Here is a 20,387-nt window from a genome sequence, read left to right as displayed (position 1 = left end):
GATGGAACGGTGGCATGAAAAAAGACCAGGTCACAGAGCAAATGACCTGGTCTCGGCGGCGCGCCCTGCAGGATTCGAACCTGCGACCGTCGGATTAGAAGTCCGGTGCTCTATCCAGCTGAGCTAAGGGCGCTCTTGCCTAATTGTGCATGATCCGGGGAGTGCTCATGCATGGGTTCTCCTTCTGGGTCGGGAGGATCACTGTTCGGGGGGTTTGCGAGGGTCGGGTGAGGGCGGTTCGGCGGTAGGGGGTCTCGGGGGAGGATTGCGATAGGTCGTGATGACGGCGAATACTCGGGGACGGGTGATCGCTGGAGGTGGCGTGTGGCGCGCAGGCGTGGGAATCCGCTGGCGTTGGCGGTGCTGGCGTTGCTGTTCGAGCGGCCGATGCATCCGTATGAGATGGCCTCGACCATGCGTGCCCGGCGCAAGGAGGAGAGCATCAAGCTCAACTACGGCTCGCTGTACTCGGTCGTGGACGGGTTGACGAAGCACGGGCTGATCGAGGCGGTGGGGGTGCTCCGGGAGGGCAGGCGGCCGGAGCGGACGGTCTACGAGCTCACCGAGCCGGGGAGGCTGGAGCTGTTCGACTGGCTCAGTGAGCTGGTCAGCACTCCGGCCAGGGAGTACACCTCCTTCGAGGCCGGGTTGTCGTTGCTGCCGGTGCTGCTGCCAGAGGAGGCGGTGCGTCTGCTGGAGGAACGCGTGCTCCGGCTGGAGCAGCAGCTGCACATGGATGAGGCGCTCTGGGAGGTCACGGCGAAGCAGGGGCTGCCCCGGTTGCTCCTCATCGAGTGGGAGTACAAGAGGATGCTCCGCCGGGCCGAGCTCGACTGGGTGAGGGGGCTGGTCGACGAGCTTCGGGAGGGCGCGTTCGAGGGCCTGGACTACTGGCGGATCTGGCACGAACGGTGCTCCGCCGGTCTTGAGCCACCAGGTCTGGAGGCGGCCGGTTACGGCGCGGCGAACTCCGCCGGTTCCACGGGTGGCGACGACCCTGAGGCGCCGGCCACCTGACAGGCGGTCCCCGGCGGGTGCGGCAACACCGCGCCGGGGACCTGACGGTCTCGCGCGGAGGCGAAACCCGGCCTCGCTACAAGGCGGTTCCACGATACGGGGTCACCGATACGGGGTCACCGGGGTCGCCGCCGTTCCCGCCCTCAGCCCTCCCCGGCGCTCCTGCCGTACGTACGCGTGAGCCATGAATTCACATAAAGGGCATAACGGTCTGCTGCAAACGGTCACAGTCACGAGGCCGGTCGGTCTAGGCTCAATTGGCATGTTCGTCACCACGGTTCACGAGGAGATCCCCCTGACAGGGGGTGACGTGACGGATGGGGTGGTGCGGGTCGGTGACACCGTCCGCAGGCCCACCCGGCCGTCCACGCCGTCCGTGCACGCGCTGCTGCGCCATCTGGAGGCGGCGGGGTTCGACGGGGCTCCCCGGGTGGTGGGGTTCGACGAGCAGGGCCGCGAGATCCTGACCTATCTCGAGGGCGAGTCGGGCGCCCGGCCGCTTCCGCCGTACGCGGTGACCGACGAGGCCCTGACCGCCCTCGCCGGGCTGCTGCGGCGCTTCCACGACGCCGCCGTCTCCTTCCGGCCGCCCCGGCAGGCGATCTGGGAGAACGGCTCCAACGACGACCAGGCCCCCGAGCTGGTGGGTCACTGCGACGTCAACCTCGACAACGTGATCTTCCGTGACGGCCTGCCGTACGGCCTGATCGACTTCGACCTGGCCCGGCCGACGACCCGGCTGTTCGACATCGTGACCACCCTGCGCCACTGGGCGCCCCTCGCCGATCCGGTGGACCTCGACCCGCTCCAGCGCGAGCTGGAGGCGGGTCCGCGCCTGCGCCTGTTCTGTGACGCGTACGGCCTGGCGCCCCGTGACCGCCGTCGCCTGCTCGACCTGGCCCGCCTGCGATTCAGCCGTTCCTACATCGCCATGCGCGCCAGGGCGGCCTCCGGCGGCGGCTGGGCCCGCATGTGGGCCGAGGGGGCCGGCAGCCGCATCCGCCGGGCCGGGGCCTGGCTCGACGCCCACCAGGACGAGCTCCATGCCCATCTCGTCTGACGGCGGTGCCCCGGCGCGGGCCTTTGGAGCGTGGAGCCTCACAGACGTGTCACGAGCGGCGAAGACCTCCGCCGGGGCCCATGCCCTCGGGATGCTCGCCGGGGTCGTCCTCGACGCGGTACTCGCCGACCCGCGACGCGGACATCCGGTCGCGCTGTTCGGCCGGGCCGCCGCCGCGCTGGAGAGGCGGCTGTACGGCGACGCCCGGGCCGACGGGGTCGTCCACGTCGCCGTCTGCGTCGGGTCCGTGGCGCTGCTCGGCGCGGCCGCCGGCCGGGTGCGCGATCCGCTGGCCCGGGGCGCGGTGAGCGCCGTGGCGACCTGGGCGGTGCTCGGCGGGACGACGCTCGGGCGCGAGGGCGCGGCCATGGCGGCCTTCCTGGAGGACGGCGACCTGGCCGGGGCGCGCGGGCGGCTGTCGCACCTGTGCGGCCGGGACCCCTCGAACCTGCACGAGCCGGAGCTGGCCAGGGCGACGGTCGAGTCGATCGCCGAGAACACCTCCGACGCCGTGGTGGCGCCGCTGCTGTGGGGCGCGGTCGCCGGGGTGCCGGGGCTGCTGGCCTACCGGGCGGTCAACACGCTGGACGCCATGATCGGCCACCGCAACGCCCGCTACGAGCGCTTCGGCTGGGCCGCGGCGCGGCTCGACGACGTCGCCAACGCCGTCCCGGCCCGGCTCACCGGGGTGCTGGCGGTCCTGGCCGCCCCGGTCGCCGGGGGCTCGGTACGGCGGGCGGCGGCCGTACTCCTCCGGGATGGCCACCGTCACCCCAGCCCCAACGCGGGCCGGTGCGAGGCGGCCTTCGCCGGGGCGCTGGATGTCACCCTCGGCGGGACGAACGTCTACGGCAACCGGGTGGAGCACCGGCCGGAGCTGGGCGACGGGCCGAAACCGTCGGCGAGGGACATCCGGCGTTCGGTACGGCTGGCGCGCGCGGTAGGGTTCGCCGCTGCGGGACTCGCCGTCCTCGCCGCGCTCCGCGGGTGATCCCTCCGCTCCGCGAAGCCGACCTCCGCCCTGCGAGGCCGACCTTCGCGCGGTGCGGACCGACGGCGGTGCCGCGACGCCCGGGAACCCCCGTGGCGTACGGGCCCGGCATCGGCGGGGAAGGCGGTCATGGCAGGCACAACGGGCGGCGCGGCGGGGGTGACCGGTTCTCTCCTTGTCGCCGGGACCACCTCCGACGCGGGCAAGAGCATCGTCACCGCCGGCATCTGCCGGTGGCTGGCCCGCCAGGGCGTGAAGGTCGCGCCGTACAAGGCGCAGAACATGTCGCTGAACTCCTTCGTCACCGCCGACGGCGCCGAGATCGGCCGGGCCCAGGCGATGCAGGCCGCCGCGTGCTGGCTGGAGCCCAGCGCCGACATGAACCCCATCCTGCTCAAGCCGGGCAGCGACCGGCGCAGCCAGGTGGTGGTCATGGGAAGGCCGCTGGCCGACGTCGACGCGATGGAGTACTGGCAGGTCAAGGACCGCCTCCGGGACATCGCCGTCGAGGCGCTGGAGCGGCTGCGGTCCCGCTACGACGTGGTGGTCTGCGAGGGCGCGGGCAGCCCGGCGGAGATCAACCTGCGCCGGGGCGACATCGCGAACATGGGCCTGGCCCGGGCGGCAGACCTGCCGGTCATCGTGGTCGGCGACATCGACCGGGGCGGGGTCTTCGCCTCGCTGTACGGGACGGTGGCCCTGCTGGAGCCGGCCGACCAGGCGCTCATCGCCGGGTTCGTGATCAACAAGTTCCGGGGCGCGCGCGAGCTCCTCGAACCCGGCCTCGACATGATCAGGAAGCTGAGCGGTCGCGAGGTGTACGGCGTGCTGCCCTGGCTGGAGGGCATCTGGCTCGACGTCGAGGACTCCCTGGCCCTCGACAACCGGCCCGCGTCCGCCGCGCGCACGCCGTACGGCAGGCAGACCCTGAGGGTGGCGGTGGTCCGGCTGCCGCGCATCTCCAACTTCACCGACGTCGACGCCCTGGCCTCCGAGCCCGGCGTGGTCGTGCGTTTCGTGACCTCCCCGGCCGAGCTCGACGACGCCGACCTGGTGGTCCTGCCCGGCTCCCGCGCCACGGTCTCGGACCTGGCCTGGCTGCGCGCCACCGGCCTGGCCGACGCGCTGCCAGGCCGGGTCGTGCTGGGCATCTGCGGCGGCTACCAGATGCTCGCCCGGACCATCCACGACGAGGTCGAGTCGGGCGCCGGGCGGGTCGAAGGACTCGGGCTGCTGCCCGCCACGGTGGAGTTCGCCAGGGAGAAGACGCTGGGCCGCCCGGCCGGCAGCGCGTACGGCTGTCACGTGGCCGCTTATGAGATCCACCACGGGGTGGTGACCGTCGAGGGAGGCACTCCCTTCCTGGACGGCTGCCGGTCGGGCACCGTATGGGGGACGACCTGGCACGGGGCCCTGGAGAACGACGACTTCCGGCGGGCCTTCCTGACCGAGGTGGCCGCCGCCTCCGGCCGGGACTTCACCCCCGCGCCGGGGACCGGCTTCGCCGCGCTGCGCGAGGAGCGCCTGGACGCCCTCGGCGACCTGATCGAGCAGCACGTGGACACCGACGCCCTGCTCCGCCTCCTGGACGGCGGAGCCCCGCGGGGTCTTCCGATGCTGCCGCCGGGCGGTTCCCTCCCCGGAGCGCCGAATTTCTCGCACAATGGTGATATGGACGGTGAACGATGATCACCCGGATGGTTCTGGTCCTCTTCGTCATCGCCGTGATCGCCGCGGTGGTGCTCGGCGTCGCCCTCATGGTCCACACCGCCAGGAGGCGCTCCTCCGCCCTGCCCGCGCCCGACGACCCCCGCGAGATCCTCCGGCGTCGCTACGCCGCAGGCGAGATCGACGAGGACGAATACCTCCGCCGCATGTCCGGTCTCTCCCAGGACTGGTAGGAGCGGGCACGACCAGGGAGAGGCACGCCTCAGGCGTGCCGGTCACCGGGGGGTGCCTGGTGTGAGTGGTGGTCGACCAGGCGGGTCAGGAGGTCGACCAGCTGCTCGCGTTCGGGGCCGGTCAGCGGGGCGAGCAGGTCCTCGTGGAGGGAGTCCAGGAGGGCGTCGAGCCGGGTCAGCATGCTGCGGCCCTCGGGGGTCACGGTGATGACGTTGCGGCGGCGGTCGGCGGGGTCGGGTGCCCGCTCGATGAGGCCGCGGTCGGCCAGTTCGTTGATCACGGCGACCAGGTCGCTGCGGTAGATGCCGGTGCGGCGGCTCAGCGTCGCCTGGCTGGCCGGGCCGGACTCCCGGAGTGTGACGAGCACGGCGTAGTGCCACCTGCGCGCGTCCTCCTCGGCCAGCTTCCTGCTCACCAGCCGTTCGGCGTGCGCCGCCGCCATTCCCAGCAGTCTGCTCGGCAGGGTCCGCAGCCGGGCGGGGGTGGCCTGGTCGTCGCCGGTGTGCGGCATGTCGGTGGCACTGTCGTCCATGCCGTCGATCTTATCCCTTGCGTTAGCCGTCCTAACGATTTAGATTCGTTAGTGCCACAAACGTTAGTTGGACAAACGGATTGGACGGGCGACCCGATGCCGACCATCGATGTGCTCGATTCGACGATGTACTACGAGGAGATAGAGAGGAGCAGGCAGGAGCACGGGACTCCGGTGGTCTTCCTGCACGGCAACCCCGCCTCCTCGTACCTGTGGCGGAACGTGCTGCCCCGCGTCGGCGGGCCCGGCCGGGTGCTGGCCCCCGACCTGATCGGCATGGGCCGCTCGGGCAAGCCCGCCCTCGGCTACCGCTTCGACGACCACGCCCGCTATCTCGACGCCTGGTTCGACGCGCTCGGCCTGGAGGAGGTGATCCTGGTCGGCCACGACTGGGGCGGGGCGCTGGCCTTCGACTGGGCGGCCCGGCATCCCGGGCGGGTTCGCGGCGTGGCCTTCATGGAGACCTTCGTCCGGCCGATGAGCTGGAGTGAACTGGGCGAGGGGCCGCGCTCCCGGGGTGAGAGGATCCGCGGACCGGAGGGGGAGGCGCTGGTGCTCGACCGGAACTTCCTGGTGGAGACCGCGTTCACCGGCGGTGTGCTGACGGCGCTGAACCCGCAGGAGATGGCCCCCTATCTGGCGCCGTACCCCACCCGAGACAGCCGCCGCCCCCTGCTGCAGTGGGCGCGATCGTTGCCGCTCGACGGGGAGCCCGCCGACGTGGCCCGCCGGATCGAGGGCTACGGCGCGTGGCTGGCGGGCAGCGACGACGTCCCCAAGCTGCTGCTCACCTTCGACTCCGCGCCGACCCTGCTCATCGGGGAGGAGATGGCCGCCTGGTGCGCGGCGAACATCGCCGCCCTGGAGATCGAGCACTGCGGCCCGGCCGGCCACCACGCGCCGGAGGACCGGCCCGAAGAGATCGCCGCGGCGATCGTCGCCTGGATCGAGCGCCGCAAACTCCACTGAGTCCCGGACGCCCCGGATACCCCGGCTGTTCCGGTCATCCCGGGTCGTTTCCGGAAGCGGGAAACGAAGAAGCGGGGAAGTGTTGTGATCGGGTCATGGTCCCGGTGATCGGTGCGGGGGCACGATCGGGAGCATGACAGCGGTAGTGGAGACCGAGGGACTGACCAAGTTCTACGGTAAGCGCCGGGGGCTCGAGGACCTCGATCTGGAGATCCGGCCGGGAGAGGTGTTCGGGTATCTGGGCCCGAACGGCGCGGGCAAGACGACGACCATCAGGCTCCTGCTCGACGTGATCCGCCCCACCCGGGGCCGGATGAGCGTGCTGGGCATGGACCCCCGCGATCCGGCCGTGCGCGGCCGGATCGGTTACCTGCCCGGAGAGCTGGCCCTGGAGGGCCGGGAGAAGGCGAGCGAATACCTCGGCTTCCTGGGACGCGCCCGCGGCGGCGTACCCGGGGAGCGGATCACGGCGCTCGCCGAGCGGCTGGAGGCCGACCTGTCGGTGCCGATGGGCAAGCTCTCCAAGGGCAACAAGCAGAAGGTCGGGCTGATCCAGGCGTTCATGCACGAGCCGGAGTTCCTGATCCTGGACGAGCCGACGAGCGGACTGGACCCGCTGGTCCAGCAGGAGTTCCTCGCCATGGTCCGCGAGGTGCGCAGCAGCGGGCGGACCGTGCTGATGTCCTCCCACGTGCTGGCCGAGGTGGAGCACGTCTCCGACCGGGTCGGCATCGTCCGGAGCGGCCGGCTGGTCGCGGTCGAGGACATCGCGGCCCTGCGGGAGAAGGCGGTGCGCCGGGTGGAGCTCCACTTCGACGCGCCCGTGCCGCGCGAGGCCTTCGAGGACCTGCCCGGCGTGCGGGACCTGAGGGTGGAGGGGGCCGGCGTGCGCTGCACGATCGACGGCCGCCCGGACGCGCTGATCAAGGCGGCGGCGCGGTTCACCGTGGTGCACCTGGTCAGCGCCGAACCCGACCTGGAAGAGATCTTCCTGACCTACTACAGCGAGAGCGAGGAGGAGGGACGTCATGCCCGCGCTGGTGTCCAAGAGCCTGCGTGACTACCGCAGGTCGCTGATCCGCTGGACGATCGGCATCGGGGCGTTCTTCACGCTCTACCTGTCGATCTATCCGAACATCTCCCAGAACAAGGACATCTACGGCAAGCAGGCGCTGGAGAAGTATCCGGGCGCGCTGCGCGACCTGCTGGGCGGTCTGCAGGACTTCACCTCCGGGGCCGGCTACCTGAGCAGCGTGGTCTACCAGCTGTTCGGGCCGATGCTGTTCGTGGTGTGCGCGATGCTCCTGGGCAACCGGGCGATCGCCCAGCCGGAGGAGGCGGGCACGCTGGAGCTGACCGTCACGCTCCCGATCGACCGCAGGCGGCTGGTCTTCGAGCGCTTCGTCGCCCTCGCACTCGGCCTGCTCGCCGTCGCGGCGGCCACGTTCCTGCTCGTCTGGGTGCTGTCGATCGTCTCCGACATGGACGTCCCCGCCGACCGGATCCTCGCCGCGCACACCGGGGTCTTCCTGCTCGGGCTGTTCTTCGGCGTGCTGGCGCTGGCGGTCGGCGCGGCCACCGGGCGTAAGGGGACGGCGATGGCGGTCGTCGGCGTGGTCGCGGTCGGCGGCTACATCGTGGAGACCATGGGCAGGAACGTGGACTGGATCTCCTGGCTTCGCTGGCTCTCGCCCTTCCACTACTACCTGGACGGCAAGCCGCTCTACCAGGGGTTCCCCGTGGGGGACTACCTCGTGCTGGCCGGCGCGACCGTCGTGCTGCTGATCACCGCGGTCCTCGCCTTCGATCGGCGCGACGTGGGAGTCTGATGGACGAGATCGCAGGAGCCGGCATGCGATCGGGCGAAGGGACAGCGGTGATGAAGGTGCCCGCCGACCTGCTCGGCGGGCACCTTCGCGTGCTGGACGAGGCGGCCGCCACCGGGCGGCTGCCCGGCCGCGAGGCGCTCGACGCCTACCGGACGGCGGGGGCGCGGGCCGCCGAGCTGGGTGTGCCGCTGCGGGACCTCATCGACGCCGCACTGGCGATGGCCGAGCCGGCGGAGCGGAACGGGCCGGGCCGGGCCGCCGGTACGGCGCTGCTGCCGATACTGCGGCGCGCGGTCTCCGCCCTCATGGAGGGCTACGAGAACGCCCAGCGGCTGGCCGTCCGCCAGGAGGAGGCGGCCCGCAGGGAGTTCGTGGACGACCTTCTCCAGGGCCGCTCGGACCGGCTGGCCGAACGCGCCGCGCACTTCGGGCTCCGGCTCGCCGAGTCCTACGTGGTCGCGGTCGCCCGCCCGGCCGGTACGGCCCTGCGAGGGGACGGGGACCCGACGGTGCGGCGGATCGAGCAGGCGATGATCACCCGGTTCGGGTCGCACAACGTGCTGGTCGCCGTCCGGGACGGGATGATGGTCTGCGTGGCGCCGGGCGGCCTCGGCGCGGCGACCGGGGAGTTCACACATCACGTGCGGCAGGCCATGGAGCCGGGCTGGCGGGTCGGGGTGGGGCGCCCGCACCGGGGGCCCGGCGGGGTGGTCAGCTCCTATCGTGAGGCCGGCAACGCGATCGAGCTGGGCGACCGGCTGGGCCTGCGCGCACCCGTGCTCAAGGCCGCCGACCTGCTGGTCTTCCCGGTGCTGTTACGCGACCGGGAGGCCATCGACGACCTGGTCACGACCGTGCTGAGCCCGCTGCTGGAGGCGCGGGGCGGTCCGGAGCCGCTGCTCGCCACGCTGGAGGCCGTCTTCGCCGCGCAGGGGAACCAGACGGCGGCCGCACGCAAGTTAGGCGTCAGCACCCGGGCGGTGACCTATCGGCTGGAGCGCATCCGCCGGCTCACCGGATTCTCCCCCGACGACCCCACCCAGCGCTTCACCCTGGAGACCGCCGTGCTGGGCGCGCGTCTCCTCGACTGGCCCGCCCAGCCCCTCGCCTCCCACCCCCGCATCTGACACCGCCCCGCTCCCGGACTCGGCCTCCGCCTCGGCGGCGGCCACCGCGCGGGCCGTGACGGTCCTTGAGACCAGGAGGATGGTCAGGACGCACAGGCCCGCGGCGGCGCAGAACACGGCGGGCAGCCCGGCGACCGCGGCGAGGACCCCGCCGGCCGCCGCGCCCAGAGGCCTGGCCCCCATGCCGATCAGGCGGACGGTCGCGTGGACCCGGCCCATCAGCCGCTCGGGCACGAGCCGCTGGCGCAGCGAGACCAGCAGGACGTTGGAGACGGCGTTGGTCGCGCCGAGGAGCACGGCCGTCACGCCGATGGCGGCGACGGTGGGGACGAGGACCGGGACGAGCAGCAGCAGGGCGTTGACCAGGTTGACCGCGACCAGCGTCCCGGCCTGGCCCGCGCGCCGGGCCAGCCGTCCGGCGGCCAGCGAGCCAGCGATCGCACCGAGGGCGAGCGCCACCGCCAGGAGGCCGTACCCGCTGGGGGTGAGCCTCACCCGCGACTCCTCGCCGACCACCCACAGGACGAAGACCGCGAAATAGGCGTCGTTCGCGAAGTTGAACACCCCTCCGAACACGGTCAGGCTCCGCAGGACGCGGTGCCCCCACAGGAAGCGCAACCCCCGGGCGATGTCGGCGCGGAGCGGGCCCGAGGAGGGAGTCTGGAGGCGGAAACGCCCGCGCATGCCGAGCAGGGCGAGGCCCGCCGCCGCGTACAGCAGGGCGGGAGCCCCGAGTGTGGCGGTGATCCCGAGCGTGGCGCCGAGCCCGATCAGGATCCCGGCGAGCGGGGCGCCGAGGAAGTTGTTGCCGACCGTCTCCGTGGCGACGAGCCTGCCGTTGGCGTCGGTGAGCCGCTCGCGCGGCATGGTCATCGGCACCACCGCCTGCGCCGCGCTGTCGGCGAAGACCTCGCCCGCGCCGAGCAGCAGGACCCCGGCCAGCAGCACGGGCAGGTTCAGCATCCCCAGCCAGGCCGTCAGAGCCAGTACGGCCAGCACGCCCGCCCGGGCCCAGACGGCCGCGACCATCATCCGGCGCCGGTCGCACCGGTCGGCGAAGACCCCCGCGTGCAGGGAGAACAGCAGCCAGGGGAGCGTCACCGCCGCGGTGACCAGGGAGACCAGGAGCGGCGAGCGGGTCAGCGTCACCGCGATCAGGGGCACTCCCATGAGCACGACGCCGTCGGCGGTGTTGGACAGGCCCGAGGAGGCCCACAACCAGCGGAAGGATCGCCCGGGCACAGGTACCTCCGGTAGCGTGTAAAGGAAAGTGTGCAAAACTCTCTTTGCAAAGATATGGCTGCAAACCATGGATGACAAGACCCCCGAGCCGGGTGACTCACCGGTCGTCCGGCACTCGACCCGCGAGCTCGACGCCTCCGCGCTCAAGGGGCTCGCCCACCCGATCCGGCTCCGCCTGCTGGAACTGCTGGAGCTGGACGGCCCCTCGACCGCGACCCAGCTCGCCGCCAAGAGCGGGGAGAGCACCGGTTCGACCAGCTACCATCTGCGCCAGCTGGCCCGCCACGGCCTCATCGAGGACGCTCCCGGCCGGGGGAAGGGGAAGGAGCGCTGGTGGCGCGCCTCCTCGTTCGGATTCGACGGGGACCGCTTCCGCCGCGACCCCGACACGGCGCAGGCGGCGGAGCTCCTGCTCGCCGACCTGCTCCGGCAGCGGAGCGCCGAACTCGGCCGCTGGCTTGAGGAGTCGCGGCACGCCCCGCGCGAATGGGTCACGGCCACCCTCAACTCGCACACCGTCATGCGCCTCACCCGGGACGAGCTCGCCGATCTCGTCCGGGAGGTCTCCCGGGTGATCGAGGCCCACCGCGACCGGGTGAAGGACCGGGAGGAGAGCACGCCGGGCACCGCACGGGTCATCGTCGCCTTCGACGCCTTCCCGGTCGGTCTCGGCGCCCCGGACCCCTCGGAATGACGTACGGCCGCAGCCCCGGGCGGGGGCGGCGGCCGTACGGAGCCTGAGATGGGAGGTCAGGGGACGAGCAGGAGTTTTCCGGTGGTACGGCGGGCCTCGAGGTCCTCGTGGGCCCGGGAGGCCTCGGCCAGGGGATAGCGGCGGGAGATGTGCACCCTGAGCCTGCCGTCGGCCAGCCAGCCGTAGATGTCGGAGGCGCGCCAGGCCAGCTCCTCGCGGGTGGCGATGTAGGCGCCGAGGGAGGGACGGGTCAGGAACAGCGAGCCGCCCCTGGCCAGGACCTGCGGGTCGACCGGCGGGACGGGACCGCTGGCCTGGCCGTACAGGGCCATCATGCCGCGCGGGCGCAGGGAGGCGAGGCTCTCGTCGAAGGTGCTCGCGCCCACGCCGTCGTAGACGACGTGCACGCCGGAGCCGGTCAGGTCGCGCACCGCGTCGGCGAAGCCCTTGTAGCGCAGGACCTCGTCGGCGCCCGCCTGGCGGGCCAGCTCCTCCTTCTCCTCGGTGGAGACCGTGCCGATCACCCGGGCGCCCCTGAGCTTGGCGATCTGGGTGAGCAGCAGGCCCATGCCGCCGGCGGCGGCGTGCACCAGCACGTCGTCGCCCGCCTTCACCTCGTGCACCGAGTGGGTCAGGTAGTGCGCGGTGAGTCCCTGCAGGGTGACGGCCGCGGCGACCTCGGGCGCGACCCCGTCGGGCACGGCGAGCAGGTGGGAGGCCGGTACGACGACCTTCTCCGCGTAGCTGCCCGTCACGTTCGCCCAGGCCACCTTGTCGCCGACGGACAGCCCCTGCACGTCCTCGCCGACGGCGGCGACCGTCCCCGCTCCCTCGTTGCCGGGGGTGAACGGCAGCGAGAGCGGATATCGGCCCATCCGGTGGTAGACGTCGATGAAGTTCACGCCGCTGGCGGCGACGTCGACCAGCACGTCGCCCGGGTTCAGCTCCGGCTCCGGGCACTCCTGGTAGGTGAGGACCTCGGGACCACCGGTGGCGGAGACGACTATGGCGTGCATCGCGCTGACTCCTTCGCTCGGACGGGTGCTTCGATCCTCCCCAACCCGAAGCCGATCATCCTTGTTCCTCCTACGGCTTCTTGGCTGAGGCGGGGCCGTGCATCGTGAAATTGTCGAACGAGGCCTTGAGCACGGCCCCGCTGTTCTCGCCGACCCGGGCGATCATGCCGACCTCGCCGGCGGGCAGCGGGTTGGAGTCCAGCAGGGAGTGCGTCTGCTCCCCGTTGACCCACATGGTGAGCCGCACGCCGTCGCCGTTGCCGCTGCACTCGGCCTGCAGCCGGACGGGCTCGCCCTTGGGCAGATCGAGCTGGACGGGCTCGCCGAGGTCGCCGCCGGCGCTCTTGACGGTCCTGCGGATGCGGGCCTTGCCGGTGGTGTCGACCAGGAACTCGTAACGGGTGGCCTTGTAGTCGTCGTCGCCGCGGCAGAACAGTCCGGACTCGCCGACGCCGCTGCTGCCGTTGCGGACCCCGAGGGAGACCCCCAGCAGCAGCCGGTCGGGGATGACCGGGGTCGGCGTGGCCGAGGGGTCCGGGGTGGCGGGAGGGGCGACCACGAAGGGGATCGGCGCGGTCTCCCGGCGGACGGGGTCGTCGCCGGTGACGTCGACGGCGTAGTAGCCCTGGGGCGCGTAGCCGTACTTGCTGGTCGCCGGGTCGTATCCGCCGCCGCCCCAGCCGGTGCCGCTCTGGATGAAGTCGTCCTGGTAGAGCAGGGCGAGGTCGTCCGGCGGCCCGCCGGACCTGAGCGCGACGTAGCCGCCGACGCCGCCGGCCACCGCTACCACGGCGGCGGCGACCGCCCCGGCGATCAGCTTCTTGCGCCTGACGGACGCGGCCGGGGCTCCGTCGCGGGGCCCGGGGCCGGAGGCCCGCGTGTCGCCCTGGGGCCAGGCGGAGGCGGGCCCGGTCCGCCCGTGCGGGTCGGGCTGCCCGAACGGGCCGGTCTGGCCGCTCTGACCGAGGTGGGCGGCGGGGACGGTGTGGGCGGGCGGCCCGGCCGGTGGGGCGTACCCGGGCTGGGTGGGCGGTGCGCCGGGGACGGTGTGGCCGGGGTGCGCGGCGGGTCCGGCGGGGACGGTGTGTCCCGGGGATCCGGCGGGCGCGCCCGCCGTCCACTGCGCGGTCGAGTGCAGGGTGGGCGGGCTCTGCTGCCACACCGTCTGCACCGAGTGGGCGGCCTGCTCCGGGGCGGCCGAGCGGCCGACCAGGTGGTCCAGGAGCTGCTGGGCGGTGGGACGCTGGCCGGGGTCCTTGGACATGGCGTAGCCGACCAGCTCGCGCAGGCCCGGCTCCAGGCCCTCCAGGACGGGCTCGGTGTTGAGCACCTGGTAGAGCACCGCGTGCAGGGCCTCCCCGCCGAACGGCGCCCGGCCGCTCGCGGCGAAGGCCACCAGGCAGCCCCAGGAGAACACGTCGCAGGCGGGGGAGACCGGCTCTCCGCGCAGCACCTCCGGCGCCATGTAGCGCGGGGTGCCGATGACCTCGCCGGTCCCGGTCACCCCGCTGAGCGTGTCGAGGGCGCGGGCGATGCCGAAGTCGATCACCCGCGGGCCGACCGGGGAGAGCAGCACGTTGGACGGCTTGAGGTCGCGGTGGACGATCCCGGCGCCGTGGATCGCGGTCAGCGCGGTGGCCACGCCGACCGCGAGCGCGTCGAGGCTGGATCCGCGCAGCGGCCCGTCGGAGCGTACGGCCTCCTCCAGGTTGGGACCGGGCACGAACTCGGTGACCACGTAGAGCTGCTCGCCGTCCAGGGCGGCGTCCAGCACGGCCGCGGTGCAGAACCGCCGGACCCGCCGCGCGGCGTCGGCCTCCCGGCGGAAGCGCATGCGGAACTGCTCGTGCTGGGTGTACTCGGGATTGATCACCTTGATGGCGACCCGCTGCCCGTCGGGCGCCTGGCCGAGGTAGACGGTGCCCATGCCGCCCCGGCCCAGCCGGCTGAGCACACGGTAATGCCCGATCTGGAGGGGTTCGCCTGGACTGAGGTTGTTCACCGTATTACCTAACCGCATTTACCGTCGCCTGGGTGGTGGCTCAGCCTACCGAGATCTGACCGGTGGCCAGCATCCTCAGCATCGGCAGATCCACCTGTTCCAGGCTGTCCACGGTCAGCACGCCGTACGGCGCCGCCCCGTCAGGAGACGTCGTGGACGCGGTCCCGCCCGGGGGGACCGCGATCACGCGGCACCCGGCGGCCCCGGCCGCCGCGATGCCGGTCGGGCTGTCCTCCACGGCCACGCAGCGGAACGGTTCGGCGCCCAGCCCGGCGGCGGCCTTCAGGTAGGGATCGGGCCGGGGCTTGCCGCGCTCGGTGTCCTCCGCGGCGACCACGAGACGGAAGCGGTCGGCTCCGACGGTGCGCAGCACGATGTCCACGACCCGCCGGGGGGAGGCGCTGACCAGGGCGATCGGCACACCGGCGGCGCCGAGATCGTCCAGCAGCCGCAGCGCGCCCGGAAGAGGGGTCACCCCGCCCGCGACGCGCCCGGCGAACTCGTCGGCGAGACGTACGGCGACCGCCTCCTGAGCGGGTCTACCCGTCCCGGTCCGGGAGCGCCGGACGAGATGGGCGGCGACGTGCTCGACCAGCCGGCCGAACACGTCGGCGCTGTCCGAGTCGTCCAGCTCCAGGCCCAGTTCCGCGGCGACCGTCACACACGCCTCCCACCACAGGCCCTCGGTGTCCACGAGCGTTCCATCCATGTCGAACAGGACGGCCCGGAGGCTCACCGCCCGTCTCGCCGTACGGCGGCGCCGGTCGCCTCCGCGGTGGTGCCCGCCGTACCGGCACCGTCGGAGGAGGTGGCCGGGGTGGCGGTGAGGGTGGGAGCGGCCTCCGGAGAGGGAGCAGGCGGAGTGGCGGCCGGGTCCTGGGAAGTGGACGGAACGGCCGGGGAGGCGGTGGAGTCCGGGGAGGTGGGAGGGGTGGCGGCCGGGTCGGGGGAAGCGGGGTGGACAGCGGGGGTGGAGCGGGGGGAGACGAGGACGGGGCGCTGGACGAGGGTGACGGTCACCTGGGTGCCGGGGGCGAGCCGTACCGCGTCGTGGCCCGGGACGTCGGCGAGGATCTCCAGGTCGTCCGGGGCGTCGCCGAGGCGGACGCGGAGGCGGGCGGAGGAGCCGCGGAAGGAGGAGGCCACCACGAGGGCCCGGCCGTCGGGCTCGGGGGTGACGATCACCGCCTCGGGGCGGACCAGCACGTCCACCTCGGGGCTGCCCGGCACCGGGCCGTCCACGGGCATGGGCCGGCCCAGGACCGTGACCTCGGCTCCAGAGGTTCCCGAGGTTGCCGAGGTTCCCGAGCCTTCAGAGACGCCGGACGTGCCGGAACCGGTGGACAGCCGGCCGGGGATGTGGTTCATCGTGCCGACGAACTCCGCCACGAACGGCGTCGCGGGCCGGTCGTACACCTCGGCGGGCGGGCCGACCTGCTCCAGCCGCCCGTCACGGAGCACCGCGACCCGGTCGGCGATGGACAGCGCCTCCTCCTGGTCGTGCGTCACGAAGATCGTGGTGATGCCGAGGTCGAGCTGGAGCCGCCGGATCTCCTCCCGCAGCGTGACGCGGACCTTGGCGTCCAGCGCCGACAGCGGCTCGTCGAGCAGCAGCACGCGCGGCTCCAGCGCCAGCGCCCTGGCCAGGGCGACGCGCTGCTGCTGGCCGCCGGACAGCTCGTGCGGGTAGCGCCCGCCGTGCTCGGGCAGGCCGACCAGCTCCAGCAGCTCGGCCGCGCGGGCGTGCCGCCGGGCGGCGGGCACCTTGCGCACCCGCAGGCCGAAGGCCACGTTGTCGCGGGCGTTCAGGTTGGGGAACAGCGAGTAGGACTGGAAGACCATGCCCGCGTCCCTGCGGTTGGCCGGCAGGCGGGTGATGTCCTTGCCGTCGATCAGCACGGCCCCCGCGTCGGGGTGCTCGAAGCCAGCCACGCAACGCAGCGCCGTGGTCTTGCCGCATCCGGACGGGCCGAGCAGCGCCATGAACTCGCCGGGCTCGATGGCGAGGTCCAGCCCGTCCAGGGCGACCGTACGGCCGAACACCCGGCGCAGTCCCCGGAACTCGACGCCGGAGGTCTTCATTGTGAGTCCTTTCGCTTGGCGCCCGCGCCGGACAGGATCAGCAGCAGCAACCAGGTGATCAGCAGGCTGAGGATGGAGACGGCCACCGACAGCCGGCCGTTCGCTCCGGAGATCGTGACGATCCAGACCGGGAAGGTCTGATAGCCCAGGAGCGCGGCGACGGTGTACTCGCCGAGCACCAGAGCGAGAGCGAGGAACGAGGCGCTGGCGATGGCGGAGCGCAGGTTGGGGATGATCACCCGGAACATCACGTGCGGCCACGAGGCGCCCAGGTTGCGGGCCGCCTCCACGAGCGTGCGCACGTCGATCGCGCGCAGCCCCGCGTCCAGCGACCGGTAGACGAACGGCAGGGCCAGCACCACGTAGGCCAGCACGAGCACCACGGGGAACGTCTCGTCCTGGATCGCGATCAGCGTCGCCCAGAACGGCGTGGTGGCCAGATAGTCCGGCCCCCAGCGCAGCACGGTGCTGATCCCGGTCACGAAGGTGATCGGAGGCACGACCAGCGGGATCGTGCAGATCACCTCCAGCACCGGTCGCAGCCCGGACGCGCCGAGCCGTACGGCCAGCAGCGCGGGCAGGGTGAGCGCCAGCACCACCACGATCGTGGCCGCGGCCAGGGCCAGGGACAGCAGCATGCTCGTCGCGAAGCCCTCGGCGGTGAGGATCTCCCCGTAGGTGGCCAGGGAGAAGCCCCGCTGCTCGCTGTGGACGGTGAACCAGAACGAGGCGGCCATCGGGACCAGGAAGTAGACCGCCGCGGCGCCCAGCACCACGCCGCGCCACAGGCGCATCCTGCGCGGGCGCGAGGACGGGGACGAGGCCGGGGCGGGGGCCGCGGGATCGGCCGTCCCGGTGGGCAGGATCGGGGTCACCGCAGCCATCGGCTGCTCCTCCTCTGCAGCGGCAGGTAGACCGCCATCACCAGAGCCGCGACCACGATCATGTCGAGGCTCAGCGCGAGCGCGATGTTCTCGTGGCCGATCAGCACGTCGCCGGTGAGCGCGTCGGCGATCTGCAGGGTGACCAGCGGGACCGTGCTGCCCACCATCGCCCTGGCGGTGGCGTAGGCGGCGAACGCGCTGCCGAACAGCAGGACCGTGCCGCCCAGCAGCGCGGGCGCCAGCACCGGGATGCCGACGTGCCGCCAGTACTGCCAGGCGGTGGCGCCGCTGTTGCCGGCCGCCTCCCGCCACTGCGGCTTCAGCCCGTCCATCGCGGGCACCATGACCAGCACCATCAGCGGGATGGAGAAGTACATGTAGACCACGACCAGGCCCCAGAAGGTGTACAGGCTCCAGCCGTACTCGCCCAGCCCGAGCGCCTGGGTCAGCACGCCCGAGTTGCCCAGCGTGGCGACCCAGGTGAACGCCAGCGGCACGCCGCCGAAGTTGGCCAGCACGCCGGAGGCGGTCAGCACCGACTCGCGCAGCGACCGGAACCGGGAGGTGACCACCGCCTGGGCGAGGAAGGCCCCCAGCACCGCGCCGAGCAGGGCCACCACGGCCGACAGCTGCACGCTGCTGACCAGGGTGGCCAGATAGTTGCCCTGCAGGCTCTCGACCAGGTTCGAGGTGCTGAAGGCGGAGGTCCTGGTCTGCGGGTCCCGGACGGTGAAGGCGCCGAGCACCAGCGCGACCGCCGGGATCCCGAAGGCCAGGGCCGTGAAGGCGAGCAGGGGCACGGCCGCCGGCCAGCTGCCGGTCCGGGCGCGGCCGCCGCGGGGTGCGGCGGCCGGCTCACCCGCGTCTCCGGTGATCGAGACCATCATCCGCCGACCGCGGCGCCCCAGCCGGTGGCCAGGACCTCCTTGGCCTTGTTGATCTGCTCCTCGGTCGGGAAGGTGGGCTCACCCTCGACCGGGGGCAGGTTGGCCGCGGCGGCCTTGTCCACCGTGCCGTCGGCCAGCATGGCCGGCAGCAGCACCGGGCGGGCGAACCCGCCGAGATAGAGGTTCTGGCCCTCGGGGCTGTAGAGGAACTCCTGCCACAGGCGGGCGGCGGCCGGGTGCGGGGCGTCCTTGTTGATCGCCTGGGCGTAGAGCTGGAAGTACTTGCCGTCGGTCGGGACGACGGTCTTCCAGTCGATGCCCTTGCCGGCCATCACGGGCCCGTAGGCGGCGTTGTTGTAGTCCCAGTCGATGCTGATCTGGGTCTCGCCCTTCTCGATGGTGGCCGGGGTGGTCTCCACCGGGTTGAAGTTGCCCACCTCCTTCAGCTTCTTGAAGAAGTCCAGGCCGGGCTGGATGTCGTCGAAGGAGCCGCCGTTGGCCAGGGCCGCCGCGTAGACGCCGCCGAAGGCCGAGCCGGACTGCGTCGGGTTGCCGTTCAGCGCGACCTTGCCCTTGTACTCGGGCTTGAGCAGGTCCTTGAAGGTCTCCGGGCACTTGGCGATCTTCTTGGCGTCGCAGCCGATCGAGACGTAGCCGCCGTAGTCGTTGTACCAGAGGCCGCCCGGCTCCTTCTGGTTCTCCGGGATCTTGTCCCAGGTCTGCACCTTGTAGGGCGCGAACAGGCCCTCGGCCGCGCCGCTGATCGCGAAGGACTGGCCGATGTCGAGCACGTCGGGGGCGCGGTCCTGGCCCTTGCGGGTCTTGACCGCGTTGATCTCGTCGGCGCTGGAGGCGTCGGGGGTCTCCTCCTCGATCTCGATGCCGTACTTCGCCTTGAAGGCTTCGATGATCTTGCCGTAGTTGGCCCAGTCGTGCGGCAGGGCGATGACGTGGAGCTTGCCCTCCTTCTTCGCCGCCGCGACGAGCTGCTCCATCCCGCCGAAGTCGGCGGCGGAGGTGGCGGCCCTGGCGTCGACGCCGGCTGCGGAGCCACTGCCGGAGGCGGCGGGGGAGGAGGTGGCGGTCGGTGCGGCCCCGCACGCCGCGACCCCTGCCAGGAGGAACGCGGCCAGGCCTGCGGAACGGATTCGGGATGCGATCACGGTGTCTCCCAGCGGGGGTGTCGCGCGATATGTCATGAAAGTAGGCGAACTTGTTCAAACAAGCTAGGCCCAGTGCACCGTTGTGCGGTTTCCGCCGGATGAACGCTCGGAGTACGCCGGCGGAATGCGAGAACCCGCGCTTTGTGGGTGATCGATCATTGCCTACTGTGGAGGCGGGACCGGCCGGCCGGTGTGCACAGCGAGGGAGCCATGACTGCCCGGTATGCGGGGATCGCCGGAGAGCTGCGCGAGGCGATCATGCGAGGGGACTACGACGTGGGCGCGCAGCTGCCCTCCGAGGCCGAGCTCGCCGTCCGGTTCGCCGCCTCCCGCGGGACCGTCCGCCAGGCGGTCGCCGTGCTCGCCGCCGAGGGACTGGTCGGCTCCCGGCAGGGCGCCCGGCGCATCGTGCTGGGGCGTGAGCGCAGCCAGAGCTTCGCCGAGCTGCACAGCTTCGCCCAGTGGGCGCGGTCGACGGGCCACCGGGTCACCGGCCTGGTGCTGGAGCAGCGCCGCCGGGCGGCGGACGTGACCGAGGCGACCCGGCTGGCGCTGCAGCCGGGGGACGCCGTGCTGCGGGTGCTGCGGGTGCGCTCGCTCGAAGGCGAGCCGGTGCTGCTGGAGCGCACGGTCTACGCCGGGTGGATCGCCCCGGCCGTGGAGAGCCTGCCCGCCGACTGCGAGTCCGTCACGCAGGCGCTCTACGAGAGCGTCGGCCTGGTCTTCGCCTACGGCGAGCACCTCATCGACGCGGTCGCGGCGGGCACCGAGGACGCGCGGCTGCTGTCGGTGCGGCGGGGCAGCCCGCTGCTGCGCCAGCGCCGGGTCACCACCACCCCCGAGGGCCGTCCGGTCGAGTGGTCCGACGACCGCTACCGCGCGGGCAGCGTGACGTTCAGCATCCGCAACTCGGTGGACGCCAACCCGCTCGTCCGGCAGGTGGGGGACTTGCGCCCGTCATCGTAAGAACGTATGTTCGACTCTGCACAG

General features: G+C 72.4%; 19 protein-coding genes, 1 tRNA gene and 1 pseudogene. 11 read left to right on the top strand and 10 right to left on the bottom strand.

Translation table 11 applies throughout. The annotated features are described in order from the left end of the window. Positions 1-59: 59 nt before the first annotated feature. Positions 60-133: transfer RNA gene (locus tag Psi01_RS23580), tRNA-Arg, on the bottom strand. A gap of 191 nt (positions 134-324) precedes the next feature. Between Psi01_RS23580 and Psi01_RS23575 the strand changes: the two genes are divergently transcribed. From Psi01_RS23575 to Psi01_RS23555, 5 genes are all read left to right on the top strand, one after another. Then, complete coding sequence (locus tag Psi01_RS23575) at positions 325-1,017, top strand: PadR family transcriptional regulator (protein WP_204066245.1); 693 nt, start codon at positions 325-327, stop codon at positions 1,015-1,017. 262 nt (positions 1,018-1,279) lie between these two features. Continuing rightward, entirely contained in the window at positions 1,280-2,077 is a 798-nt protein-coding gene (locus Psi01_RS23570; RefSeq protein ID WP_204066244.1) for a phosphotransferase enzyme family protein, read from the top strand. Positions 2,078-2,123: 46 nt separating this feature from the next. Then, positions 2,124-3,068 carry a cobalamin biosynthesis protein gene (locus tag Psi01_RS23565; RefSeq protein ID WP_275424591.1) on the top strand — a complete coding sequence of 315 codons (945 nt, stop codon included), beginning with the start codon at positions 2,124-2,126 and terminating at the stop codon, positions 3,066-3,068. A gap of 129 nt (positions 3,069-3,197) precedes the next feature. Further along, a complete protein-coding gene (locus Psi01_RS23560; protein ID WP_204066242.1) occupies positions 3,198-4,757 on the top strand; it encodes a cobyric acid synthase in 1,560 nt (519 codons plus the stop codon). An 8-nt stretch (positions 4,758-4,765) separates the two neighbouring features. Further along, the gene (locus tag Psi01_RS23555; protein ID WP_204066241.1) at positions 4,766-4,969 is read left to right on the top strand and encodes an SHOCT domain-containing protein; all 204 of its coding nucleotides are present in this window, start codon (positions 4,766-4,768) and stop codon (positions 4,967-4,969) included. A 29-nt stretch (positions 4,970-4,998) separates the two neighbouring features. Here Psi01_RS23555 and Psi01_RS23550 read toward each other — a convergent pair whose 3' ends face one another. Beyond that, positions 4,999-5,502, bottom strand: a complete 504-nt coding sequence (locus Psi01_RS23550; protein WP_239127959.1) for a MarR family winged helix-turn-helix transcriptional regulator — start codon at positions 5,500-5,502, stop codon at positions 4,999-5,001. Positions 5,503-5,598: 96 nt separating this feature from the next. On the opposite strand from Psi01_RS23550, the gene Psi01_RS23545 reads away from it, so the two are divergent. The 4 genes from Psi01_RS23545 (at position 5,599) to Psi01_RS23530 (ending at position 9,427) form a co-directional block, all read left to right on the top strand. Beyond that, complete coding sequence (locus tag Psi01_RS23545; RefSeq protein ID WP_204066240.1) at positions 5,599-6,471, top strand: haloalkane dehalogenase; 873 nt, start codon at positions 5,599-5,601, stop codon at positions 6,469-6,471. A gap of 133 nt (positions 6,472-6,604) precedes the next feature. Continuing rightward, positions 6,605-7,531, top strand: coding sequence for an ABC transporter ATP-binding protein (locus Psi01_RS23540; protein WP_204066239.1), 927 nt, complete (start codon positions 6,605-6,607; stop codon positions 7,529-7,531). Further along, positions 7,500-8,300 (top strand): DUF2705 family protein, encoded by an 801-nt coding sequence (locus Psi01_RS23535; RefSeq protein ID WP_204066238.1) that lies wholly within the window; start codon positions 7,500-7,502, stop codon positions 8,298-8,300. Before Psi01_RS23540 ends, Psi01_RS23535 begins: the two co-directional genes overlap by 32 nt. A 23-nt stretch (positions 8,301-8,323) precedes the next feature. Beyond that, positions 8,324-9,427, top strand: coding sequence for a PucR family transcriptional regulator (locus Psi01_RS23530; protein ID WP_239127958.1), 1,104 nt, complete (start codon positions 8,324-8,326; stop codon positions 9,425-9,427). A gap of 114 nt (positions 9,428-9,541) precedes the next feature. Here the strand turns inward: Psi01_RS23530 and Psi01_RS23525 are convergent. Then, positions 9,542-10,738: pseudogene (locus tag Psi01_RS23525) on the bottom strand (MFS transporter); the annotation flags it as partial. Between Psi01_RS23525 and Psi01_RS23520 the strand changes: the two are divergent. Then, on the top strand, positions 10,737-11,363 hold the full coding sequence (locus tag Psi01_RS23520; protein ID WP_204066237.1) for a winged helix-turn-helix domain-containing protein: 627 nt from the start codon (positions 10,737-10,739) through the stop codon (positions 11,361-11,363). The pseudogene Psi01_RS23525 and the gene Psi01_RS23520 sit on opposite strands and share 2 nt — an antisense overlap. Positions 11,364-11,419: 56 nt before the next feature. On the opposite strand, the gene Psi01_RS23515 is transcribed toward Psi01_RS23520, so the two are convergent. The 7 genes from Psi01_RS23515 to Psi01_RS23485 all read right to left on the bottom strand — a co-directional run bounded on the left by Psi01_RS23515 (position 11,420) and on the right by Psi01_RS23485 (position 19,397). After that, positions 11,420-12,379 (bottom strand): quinone oxidoreductase family protein, encoded by a 960-nt coding sequence (locus Psi01_RS23515; RefSeq protein ID WP_204066236.1) that lies wholly within the window; start codon positions 12,377-12,379, stop codon positions 11,420-11,422. A gap of 70 nt (positions 12,380-12,449) precedes the next feature. Beyond that, positions 12,450-14,381, bottom strand: a complete 1,932-nt coding sequence (locus tag Psi01_RS43465) for a serine/threonine protein kinase (protein WP_239127957.1) — start codon at positions 14,379-14,381, stop codon at positions 12,450-12,452. A 40-nt stretch (positions 14,382-14,421) separates the two neighbouring features. After that, positions 14,422-15,117: an HAD family hydrolase gene (locus tag Psi01_RS23505; protein ID WP_275424590.1), complete on the bottom strand. Its 696-nt coding sequence runs from the start codon at positions 15,115-15,117 to the stop codon at positions 14,422-14,424. Further along, entirely contained in the window at positions 15,114-16,463 is a 1,350-nt protein-coding gene (locus Psi01_RS23500; RefSeq protein WP_239127956.1) for an ATP-binding cassette domain-containing protein, read from the bottom strand. Before Psi01_RS23500 ends, Psi01_RS23505 begins: the two co-directional genes overlap by 4 nt. Further along, on the bottom strand, positions 16,460-17,347 hold the full coding sequence (locus Psi01_RS23495) for an ABC transporter permease (protein WP_204066234.1): 888 nt from the start codon (positions 17,345-17,347) through the stop codon (positions 16,460-16,462). The genes Psi01_RS23500 and Psi01_RS23495 overlap by 4 nt, the downstream gene beginning before the upstream one ends. Then, positions 17,335-18,234 (bottom strand): ABC transporter permease, encoded by a 900-nt coding sequence (locus tag Psi01_RS23490; RefSeq protein ID WP_239127955.1) that lies wholly within the window; start codon positions 18,232-18,234, stop codon positions 17,335-17,337. The genes Psi01_RS23495 and Psi01_RS23490 overlap by 13 nt, the downstream gene beginning before the upstream one ends. Next, positions 18,231-19,397 (bottom strand): ABC transporter substrate-binding protein, encoded by a 1,167-nt coding sequence (locus Psi01_RS23485; protein ID WP_204066233.1) that lies wholly within the window; start codon positions 19,395-19,397, stop codon positions 18,231-18,233. Before Psi01_RS23485 ends, Psi01_RS23490 begins: the two co-directional genes overlap by 4 nt. Before the next feature lie 210 nt (positions 19,398-19,607). On the opposite strand from Psi01_RS23485, the gene Psi01_RS23480 reads away from it, so the two are divergent. After that, entirely contained in the window at positions 19,608-20,363 is a 756-nt protein-coding gene (locus Psi01_RS23480) for a GntR family transcriptional regulator (RefSeq protein WP_204066232.1), read from the top strand. Positions 20,364-20,387: the final 24 nt, after the last annotated feature.

It is taken from the genome of Paraplanobispora siamensis (genome assembly GCF_016863175.1).
Classification (GTDB): Bacteria; Actinomycetota; Actinomycetes; order Streptosporangiales; family Streptosporangiaceae; genus Planobispora; species Planobispora siamensis.
This window is presented reverse-complemented; position numbering and strand designations above follow the sequence as displayed.

What these genes read in the sequence shown, in the direction of transcription:
- Psi01_RS23545 (WP_204066240.1), top strand. Translation starts at nt 5,599, where the DNA reads ATGCCGACCATCGATGTGCTCGATTCGACGATGTACTACGAGGAGATA.
- Psi01_RS23515 (WP_204066236.1), bottom strand. Translation starts at nt 12,379, where the DNA reads ATGCACGCCATAGTCGTCTCCGCCACCGGTGGTCCCGAGGTCCTCACC.
- Psi01_RS23550 (WP_239127959.1), bottom strand. Translation starts at nt 5,502, where the DNA reads ATGGACGACAGTGCCACCGACATGCCGCACACCGGCGACGACCAGGCC.
- Psi01_RS23500 (WP_239127956.1), bottom strand. Translation starts at nt 16,463, where the DNA reads ATGAAGACCTCCGGCGTCGAGTTCCGGGGACTGCGCCGGGTGTTCGGC.
- Psi01_RS23490 (WP_239127955.1), bottom strand. Translation starts at nt 18,234, where the DNA reads ATGATGGTCTCGATCACCGGAGACGCGGGTGAGCCGGCCGCCGCACCC.
- Psi01_RS23560 (WP_204066242.1), top strand. Translation starts at nt 3,198, where the DNA reads ATGGCAGGCACAACGGGCGGCGCGGCGGGGGTGACCGGTTCTCTCCTT.
- Psi01_RS23495 (WP_204066234.1), bottom strand. Translation starts at nt 17,347, where the DNA reads ATGGCTGCGGTGACCCCGATCCTGCCCACCGGGACGGCCGATCCCGCG.
- Psi01_RS23540 (WP_204066239.1), top strand. Translation starts at nt 6,605, where the DNA reads ATGACAGCGGTAGTGGAGACCGAGGGACTGACCAAGTTCTACGGTAAG.
- Psi01_RS23520 (WP_204066237.1), top strand. Translation starts at nt 10,737, where the DNA reads ATGGATGACAAGACCCCCGAGCCGGGTGACTCACCGGTCGTCCGGCAC.
- Psi01_RS23480 (WP_204066232.1), top strand. Translation starts at nt 19,608, where the DNA reads ATGACTGCCCGGTATGCGGGGATCGCCGGAGAGCTGCGCGAGGCGATC.
- Psi01_RS23570 (WP_204066244.1), top strand. Translation starts at nt 1,280, where the DNA reads ATGTTCGTCACCACGGTTCACGAGGAGATCCCCCTGACAGGGGGTGAC.
- Psi01_RS23535 (WP_204066238.1), top strand. Translation starts at nt 7,500, where the DNA reads ATGCCCGCGCTGGTGTCCAAGAGCCTGCGTGACTACCGCAGGTCGCTG.
- Psi01_RS23555 (WP_204066241.1), top strand. Translation starts at nt 4,766, where the DNA reads ATGGTTCTGGTCCTCTTCGTCATCGCCGTGATCGCCGCGGTGGTGCTC.
- Psi01_RS23530 (WP_239127958.1), top strand. Translation starts at nt 8,324, where the DNA reads ATGCGATCGGGCGAAGGGACAGCGGTGATGAAGGTGCCCGCCGACCTG.